Origin of the sequence: Variovorax sp. 770b2 (genome assembly GCF_900115685.1) — a bacterium.
GTDB lineage: Bacteria > Pseudomonadota > Gammaproteobacteria > Burkholderiales > Burkholderiaceae_C > Variovorax.
The window spans coordinates 3,249,418-3,256,626 of record NZ_FOXJ01000001.1 but is presented as its reverse complement, the minus strand read 5'-3'; the positions used below and the strand labels follow the sequence as shown (position 1 = coordinate 3,256,626).

Annotated in this window: 4 protein-coding genes and 1 pseudogene; all 5 read left to right on the top strand. The window is 66.5% G+C overall.

What is annotated here, in order from left to right:
• Window positions 1-2,813 (top strand): annotated as a pseudogene (locus tag BM133_RS15135) (hypothetical protein); the annotation flags it as partial.
• Window positions 2,814-2,909: 96 nt separating this feature from the next.
• A complete protein-coding gene (locus tag BM133_RS35755; protein ID WP_371286339.1) occupies window positions 2,910-4,061 on the top strand; it encodes a YadA-like family protein in 1,152 nt (383 codons plus the stop codon).
• A gap of 80 nt (window positions 4,062-4,141) precedes the next feature.
• A complete protein-coding gene (locus BM133_RS15130; RefSeq protein ID WP_093434796.1) occupies window positions 4,142-5,290 on the top strand; it encodes a DUF2827 domain-containing protein in 1,149 nt (382 codons plus the stop codon).
• Complete coding sequence (locus BM133_RS15125) at window positions 5,287-6,459, top strand: DUF2827 domain-containing protein (RefSeq protein WP_093434794.1); 1,173 nt, start codon at window positions 5,287-5,289, stop codon at window positions 6,457-6,459. Before BM133_RS15130 ends, BM133_RS15125 begins: the two co-directional genes overlap by 4 nt.
• A gap of 8 nt (window positions 6,460-6,467) precedes the next feature.
• Window positions 6,468-7,097: a hypothetical protein gene (locus tag BM133_RS15120; protein ID WP_093434792.1), complete on the top strand. Its 630-nt coding sequence runs from the start codon at window positions 6,468-6,470 to the stop codon at window positions 7,095-7,097.
• Window positions 7,098-7,209: the final 112 nt, after the last annotated feature.

Below are 7,209 nucleotides of genomic sequence, written 5' to 3'. Positions count from 1 at the left end.
TGTCCACCGGCTTGAGCTCGACCAACAGCAGCGTGAGCAGCTTGTCGACATCGACGTCGTCAGGGTTGAGCACGGCGACCAGTGGCATCTCCAGCCTCTCGACCGGCTTGAGTTCGACCAACAGCAGCGTGAGCAGCCTGTCGACTTCGACGTCGTCGGGGTTGAGCACGGCGACTAGCGGTATCTCCAGCCTCTCGACCGGTTTGAGTTCCACGAACAGCAACGTGAGCAGCCTGTCGGCCTCGACGTCCTCGGGTCTAAGCACAGCGACCAGCGGCATCTCGAGCCTGTCGACGGGTCTGAGCTCGACCAATAGCAGTGTGGACAGCCTTTCGACCTCTACTTCATCCGGCCTGAGCACCGCCACCAGTGGCATCTCCAGCCTCTCGACCGGCTTGAGCTCGACGAGCAGCAGCGTGAGCAGCCTGTCGACTTCGACCTCGTCCGGCTTGAGCACGGCGACCAGTGGCATCTCCAGCCTCTCGACCGGCTTGAGTTCGACCAACAGCAGCGTGAGCAGCCTGTCGACCTCCACATCGTCTGGTCTGAGCACTGCAACCAGCAGCCTCGACAACCTGTCTACGTCAACGTCCAGCGGACTGAGCACGGCGACGAGCGGCATTTCGAGCCTGTCCACCGGTCTGAGCTCCACGAACAGCAGCGTGAGCAGCTTGTCGACCTCGACCTCGTCCGGTCTGAGCACTGCGACCAGCGGCATCTCAAGCCTGTCGACTGGCTTGAGCTCGACCAACAGCAGCGTGAGCAGCTTGTCGACTTCCACTTCGTCTGGCCTGAGCACCGCAACCAGTAGCATCGATAGCCTGTCCACGTCGACGTCCAGCGGTTTAAGTACGGCGACGAGCGGCATCTCCAGCCTCTCGACCGGCCTGAGCTCGACGAACAGCAGTGTGAGCAGCCTCTCGACCTCCACGTCGTCTGGCCTGAGTACCGCAACGAGCAGCATCGGTAGCTTGTCCACGGGTCTGAGCACGGCAACCAGTGGCATCTCGAGCCTGTCCACCGGCCTGAGCTCGACGAACAGCAATGTGAGCAGCCTCTCGACCTCCACGTCGTCTGGTCTGAGTACTGTCACCAGCGGCGTCTCCAGCCTTTCGACAGGGCTGAGTTCGACCAACAGCAGCGTCAATAGCTTGTCGACCTCCACCTCGTCCGGACTGAGCACGGCAACCAGCAGCATCGATAGCCTGTCCACGTCGACGTCCAGCGGACTGAGCACGGCGACGAGCGGTATCTCGAGCCTTTCGACCGGGTTGAGCTCCACGAACAGCAATGTGAGCAGCCTGTCGACCTCGACGTCGTCTGGTCTGAGCACTGCCACCAGCGGCATCTCCAGCCTGTCGACAGGTCTGAGTTCGACCAACAGCAGCGTCAATAGCCTGTCCACGTCGACGTCCAGCGGACTGAGCACGGCGACGAGCGGTATCTCGAGCCTTTCAACCGGGTTGAGCTCGACCAACAGCAGCGTGAGCAGCCTGTCGACCTCGACGTCATCTGGCCTGAGCACGGCGACCAGCAGCATCGGCAGCTTGTCCACGGGACTGAGCACTGCCACCAGTGGCATATCGAGCCTGTCCACCGGCCTGAGTTCCACGAACAGCAGCGTGAGCAGCCTGTCGACCTCGACGTCATCGGGCCTGAGCACGGCGACGAGCAGCATCGGCAGCTTGTCCACGGGCCTGAGCACGGCAAGCAGCGGCATCTCGAGTCTGTCCACCGGTCTGAGCTCGACCAACAGCAGCGTCAACAGCCTCTCGACGTCCACGTCGTCTGGCCTGAGCACTGCGACCAGCGGCATCTCGAGCCTGTCGACCGGCCTGAGCTCCACGAACAGCAACGTGAGCAGCCTGTCGACTTCGACGTCGTCTGGCCTGAGCACGGCCACCAGCGGCATCTCGAGCCTGTCCACCGGCCTGAGCTCCACGAACAGCAACGTGAGCAGCCTGTCGACTTCGACGTCGTCTGGCCTGAGCACGGCCACCAGCGGCATCTCGAGCCTGTCCACCGGCCTGAGCTCCACGAACAGCAACGTGAGCAGCCTGTCGACTTCGACGTCGTCTGGCCTGAGCACGGCGACCAGCAGCATCGGCAGCTTGTCCACGGGCTTGAGCACCGCCACCAGCGGCATCTCGAGCCTGTCCACCGGTCTGAGCTCGACCAACAGCAGCGTGAGCAGCTTGTCGACCTCCACGTCGTCTGGCCTGAGCACCGCCACCAGCGGCATCTCCAGCCTCTCGACCGGCCTCAGCACGACGGACAGCACCGTCAGCAGCCTCTCGACTTCCACGTCGTCCGGCCTGAGCACCGCAACGAGCAGCATCGGTAGCCTCTCCACGGGCCTGAGCACTGCGAACAGCGGTATCGGCAGCCTGTCGGTCGGCCTGAGCACTGTCACCGTCGGCATTTCCAGCCTCTCGATCGGCCTGAGCACCGCCACCAGCGGTATCTCGAGCCTCTCGACCGGCCTGAGCTCCACGAACAGCAACGTGAGCAGCCTGTCGACTTCGACGTCGTCTGGGCTGAGCACCGCCACCAGCGGCATCTCGAGCCTTTCTACCGGCCTGAGCTCCACGAACAGCAATGTGAGCAGCCTGTCGACCTCCACGTCGTCGGCGCTGAGCACCGTGACCAGCAGCGTCGACAGCCTGTCGACCTCGACCTCGACCGGCCTGAGCACCGCGACCAGCAGCATCGGCAGCCTGTCCACGGGCCTGAGCACCGTGACCAGCAGCGTCGACAGCCTCTCGACGGGCCTGAGCACGACGAACAGCAACGTCAACAGCCTGTCCACGTCGACCTCGACCGGCCTGAGCACCGCCACCAGCGGTATCTCCAGCCTCTCGACCGGCCTGAGCACGACCAACAGCAACCTGGACAGCCTGTCGACCAGCGTGGGCTCGGCAACGAGCGGCATCGCGAGCCTGTCGACCTCCACCTCGACCGGCCTGAGCACGGCGACCAGCAGCATCGGCAGCCTGAGCACGACGGTCAACACCATCAACGACAAGGGCACGAAGTACTTCCACACGGGCTCGACGGCCGCCGACTCGGTAGCCAGCGGCCAGGACTCCGTGGCGATCGGCCCGCAATCGGTCTCCAGCGGCGCCAACTCCTTCGCCGCCGGCAACGGCGCGAAGGCAACGGCGGACGGCGCCGTGGCGATCGGCTTCGGCGCGCAGGCCACGGGTGCCAACGCCATTGCCATCGGCTCCGGCGCGCTGGCGACCGGTTCGCAGGCGATCGGTGTCGATTCCCGCGCGGGCGGCGGCGGCGTGGCGTTGGGCGACAAGGCCGACGCCGGCGGCACGGTGCTGAGCAAGGCGCAGAACGTCTCGCAGGGCACGGCGATCGGCTTCGGCGCGGTGGTCACGCAAAGCGGCGGCGTGGCGCTGGGTGCGAACTCGGTGGCATCGACCGCGGCAGGCGTGGCCGGCTACATCCCCGGCAGCGCGAATGCGCAGCAGGAAGCGGCCATCCGGGCCACGACCAGCACGCAGGCCGCGGTGTCCGTGGGCGACGCAGCCAACAACCAGTTCCGCCAGATCACGGGCGTGGCAGCCGGCTCGGCCGACAGCGATGCGACCAACGTCGCGCAGCTCCGGGCCGCATCCAGCGCGGCCAAGGCCAGCAGCGTGCAGTACGCGACCAACCCCGACGGGACGGTCAACTACAACCAGATCACGCTGGGCGGCGGCCAGGCACCGGGCGGCACGCGCATCAACAACGTGGCGCCAGGCATCCTGCCGAACGACGCGGTCAATGTGCAGCAGCTGAACCAGGTGCAGAGCCAGGTCGGCGACGTGGCTCGCATCGCCTACTCGGGCTCGGCCATGGCCTTCGCGATGTCGGGCACCTACCTGCCGACGCTGTACCCCGGCGAGAAGACCGTGGGCGTGGGCTTCGGCAGCTACAAGGGCTACAGCGCCGTGGCGCTGACCTTCAAGGCACTGTCGGACGACGGCAAGATGTCCTGGGGCGCGGGCCTGTCCACCACCGGCAAGGAGTGGGGCCTGAACGCCGGCATCGGCTGGAAGTGGAAATAAGCCACTAAAGTAGCCGCCGCAACGTGGCTCCCGCGCCGATGGTGCGGGAGCCATTTTCTTTTGGTACACACTTCGGCCCCATGCGTATTGGTATTTCAGTCCTCACCCATGCGGGGCAGAACATCTGGGAAAACGGGATGGGGCAGAACGTCCTCTTTCTGGCCCGGTTGCTGCAGCGCATCGATTTCGTCGAATCCGTCACGCTCGTCGATGCGGGCGACCAGCAGGCCATGCCGCCCCAGGTCGACCTGTCCGCCATGGGCCTTGCATTCGGCCGCGCCCGCGAGCTGACCGACGCGCTGGACGTGGTCATCGAGATGGCCGGCGCCCTCGACGTGCAGTGGCTCTCCTACTTCCGTGCCTGCGGCGGGCGTTCGGCCTTCCATTGCGTGGGGCAGCCCTTCGTGGCACTGGCCGAGCCGATCGTGTTCAGCGACAAGGGCCATTTCAGCAAGCCCGACCGCTGCGACGAGGTGTGGCTCTTGCCCAAGGACGCCGTCTTCGCGCCGATGATGCGAACCCTGCACCGCCGCCCGGTGCACGAGGTTCCCTACCTCTGGTCTCCGCAGTTCCTGGCCCAGCGCGTCGCCGAGGTCGAGGCGTCGGGCTATCGCTTCGGCTACACGCCGCGCACCGCGGAGCAGCCCGGGTTCCGCGTGGCGATCTTCGAGCCCAACATCTCGGTGGTGAAGTCCAGCAGCGTGCCCATGCTGATCTGCGACGGCGCCTACCGCGTCGACCCGAATGCCGTGACCTCGATGCAGGTGCTCAACACCCTGCACCTGAAGGACCATCCGACGATGCTCTACATGGCGAACTCGCTGGACATCGTGCGCCAGCACAAGGCCATCTTCCATGGCCGGCACGATTTCGCGGGCTTCATGGTGCAGTTCGCCGATGCGGTGGTGTCGCACCAGTGGCAGAACGACCAGAACTACAGCTATCTCGATGCGCTGTACGGCAACTATCCGCTGGTGCACAACTCGCCCTGGCTGCGCGATGCCGGCTACTACTACCCCGACTTCGACATTGCCGCCGGCGCAGAGCAGCTGCTGCAGGCGGTGCGCGGGCACGACGCGCAGCTGGACGACTACCGTGCCCGCAGCCAGCGCGTGTTCGACGCGATCGATCCGCTCCATCAGGCGAACATCGATGGCTACGCGCAGCGCCTGCTGCACCTGGTGGGCGGCGACCCCGCGTTCCGTGCCGATGGCGTGAGGACCGCATGAGCGCAGTGCAGAACACCCCTTCATCCGCAGCCATGCCCGCCAAGCTCAGGGTCGGCGTTTCCATCTTCATCCGCAAGGGCGAGCAGAGCCTCTGGGAAAACGGCGTCTACCAGAACTGCCTGTTCCTGGTGATGCTGCTGATGCGCTCTCCGCGCGTGGCCAGCACCGTGCTGGTGGCGGGCGGCGGCGACGGCGGCCCGGCGGACGCCACCAACTTCCTGGCCGATTCGCCGGTGCCGATCATCGACATGGCCACCGCCGCGCAGGAGCTCGATCTCATGATCGAGATGAGCGCGCAGCTGGCGCGCGAGTGGTCGGAGGCGTTCAAGGCGCGGGGCGGCAAGATCGTCTCCATGCGCGTGGGCAACGACTTCGTGATCGACATCGAGCGCATGATCTTCGACAAGCCGCACGGCATGCTCGTCTCGGGCGCGCCCTATGACGAGGTCTGGACGCTGCCGGAGTACGAGGCCTCGTGCAAGCCGTACTTTGCGAGCACGTTCCGCGCACCGGTGCGGCTGATGCCGCACCTCTGGAGCCCGATGGTGCTGCAGAAGGCCATGGCACGCGCCGGAACCAACGCCGATGGCAGCGCCAAGCCTTTCGACTACGAGCCCGGGCGCAAGCGCTGGCGCGTCGCCATCTTCGAGCCCAACATCTGCATGGTGAAGACCAGCTTCATCCCCATGCTCGGCTGCGAGGCGGCGCACCGCGCGCAGCCGCGGCTCATCGAGCGGGTGTGGGTGTACAACAGCTTCCACCTGAAGGAGAAGCCGCTGTTCGTGGGCTTTGCGCAGAGCCTGGACATCGTGCAGCACGGCCTGGCCACCTTCGAGGGGCGCTTTCCGCTCTACCAGGTGCTGCCGGGCAACGTCGATGCGGTCTTCGCGCACCACTGGGAAAACGCGCAGAACTACCTCTACTACGAGGCGCTCTACGGCGGCTATCCGCTGATCCACAACTCGCACCTCATCGGCGATTGCGGCTACCGCTATCACGGCTTCGACTGCGAAGAGGGCGGCCGCGCGCTGCAGCAGGCCTTTGCCGAGCACGATGCCAACCTGCCGGCCTACCGCGAGCGCGCACGCCAGCTCATCGCGAAGCTCGACCCCGAAAGCGAGGAGAACGTGCGCATCTACACCGCGGCCATCGAGAACCTCTACGCCTGAGAACCCAGATGAAGACACCCACACAACGACTCGCACGGCTGCTGCCTGCGGTGGCAATCTGGGCCCTGGCCGGCACCGCGTTCGCGCAAGGCGTGCTGGTGCCGCAGGCGCCGGCCGCGCCGCCGCAGGACACGCTCACGCGCGCGGCCACCAGCGTGGGCATCAAGCGCTGCCTGCCCGCCATCACGCGGCTTGCGACGCTCACCGTGCAGGGCAGCCGCGGCCACGACGTGCTGCTCGACTGGGACCGCAAGCGCCCCGACGACGGCCCCATGTTCTCGCTGGTCGGCATCCAGTACCCGAATGCCGGCGTGGCGGCCTCGATCACCGCGATTCCCGGCGACAGTGGCACCTGCACCGTGTCGGCCGAGCGCATCTCGGTCGCGCCCTTCACCTGCCAGAGCGTTGCCGAGCAGGAACTCAAGGACTACCAGATGACGCGCCTGCTGCCCATCTACGCGGTCTACACCGATGCCAAGGAGCCGACCTCGTCGGTCTCGCTGATCGATTCGCCGCCGGGCTGCCTCGTGATCCGCCGCTATGTCGAGTACGGCTGGCGGGACCCCGCGGCGGCGGTCGCAGCGCCGGCCTCTGCAGCGCCCGCCGCGCCTGCGGGACAGGCCCCCAAGCGCCGCTAGCCGGTCACTCGCGCCGCCGCCGGGGCGGGCCCGAATCCGACACGCAGGGCCGTCCTTCACTGGCCCCACGCACGCGGGGCGCGGCGCAACAATGGTCCTGATCCGCGCATCC